Origin of the sequence: Streptomyces sp. SID3343, from assembly GCF_009865215.1 — a bacterium.
GTDB lineage: Bacteria > Actinomycetota > Actinomycetes > Streptomycetales > Streptomycetaceae > Embleya.
Map to the genome: position 1 here is coordinate 1 of NZ_WWJX01000499.1, position 737 is coordinate 737.

The following is a 737-nucleotide window of genomic DNA, read 5'->3' on the forward strand; positions in this document are numbered from 1 at the left end:
CGCCACGCCACGATCCACGCCGCATCCTCCGTCAATCCGGGCACCGACGCGAGCAGGTCGCGCATGCGCCGACTCACTTTGCGGAACCGGGCCGTGCGGTACAACTCGGCGCGCAACTGCTCGCCCGTCTTCCCGCCGGCGTGCTCGGCTTGGCTGTGCGCGTAGGACTCCCACAGGAGCACGCCGAGCATCGACGCGATCCCCAGGACGACCGCGAGCGGAACGCTCCGGTGGATCGTGTGCGCCACGTTCAAGGCCGCGGCGGCGAGCGCCGAACCCCACGTGATCGCCCGATACAGACCGGCCGGCCGACCCGACTCGATCGCCTTGGACGCCATCGCCGCACCCGCCCACGCGGCGCCCTCGGACATCGACGTCACCAGCACGGCAAGCGCGGGATGCATCCCGAGAGCGAGATAGAACGACATCTGCGCGGGCCACGCCGTGCCAACCGAAGCGGCCATCATCACCGTGACCATCACAAAGTCACGGCGAACGAGAACCGCATCGAGCCGCTTGCGCCAACGAAGGTTCCGGGCAGCACGGGCAGCAGCCTTGTCCTGCTCAGCACCGTCCCGCGTGGTGCGCTCCATCTCGCGCTGAACGGTGGCGATCCTTGCAGCGGCTTCCGCCTGAGCAAACGCCGATTCCGCCTGCTTGGCCTGCGCAGCGGCCTGGGCCTCGATCACCTTGGCCTTGTCGAGCTGTCGGCCGGCGCGCATCGAGTAGACGGTGTC

At 69.1% G+C, this 737-nt stretch carries 1 protein-coding gene; it reads right to left on the reverse strand.

Annotated features, from left to right (window positions below):
* The coding region (locus tag GT354_RS15545; RefSeq protein WP_202511933.1) for a hypothetical protein at positions 1-722 on the reverse strand (722 nt) is incomplete at its 3' end.
* Between the last annotated feature and the right edge of the window lie 15 nt (positions 723-737).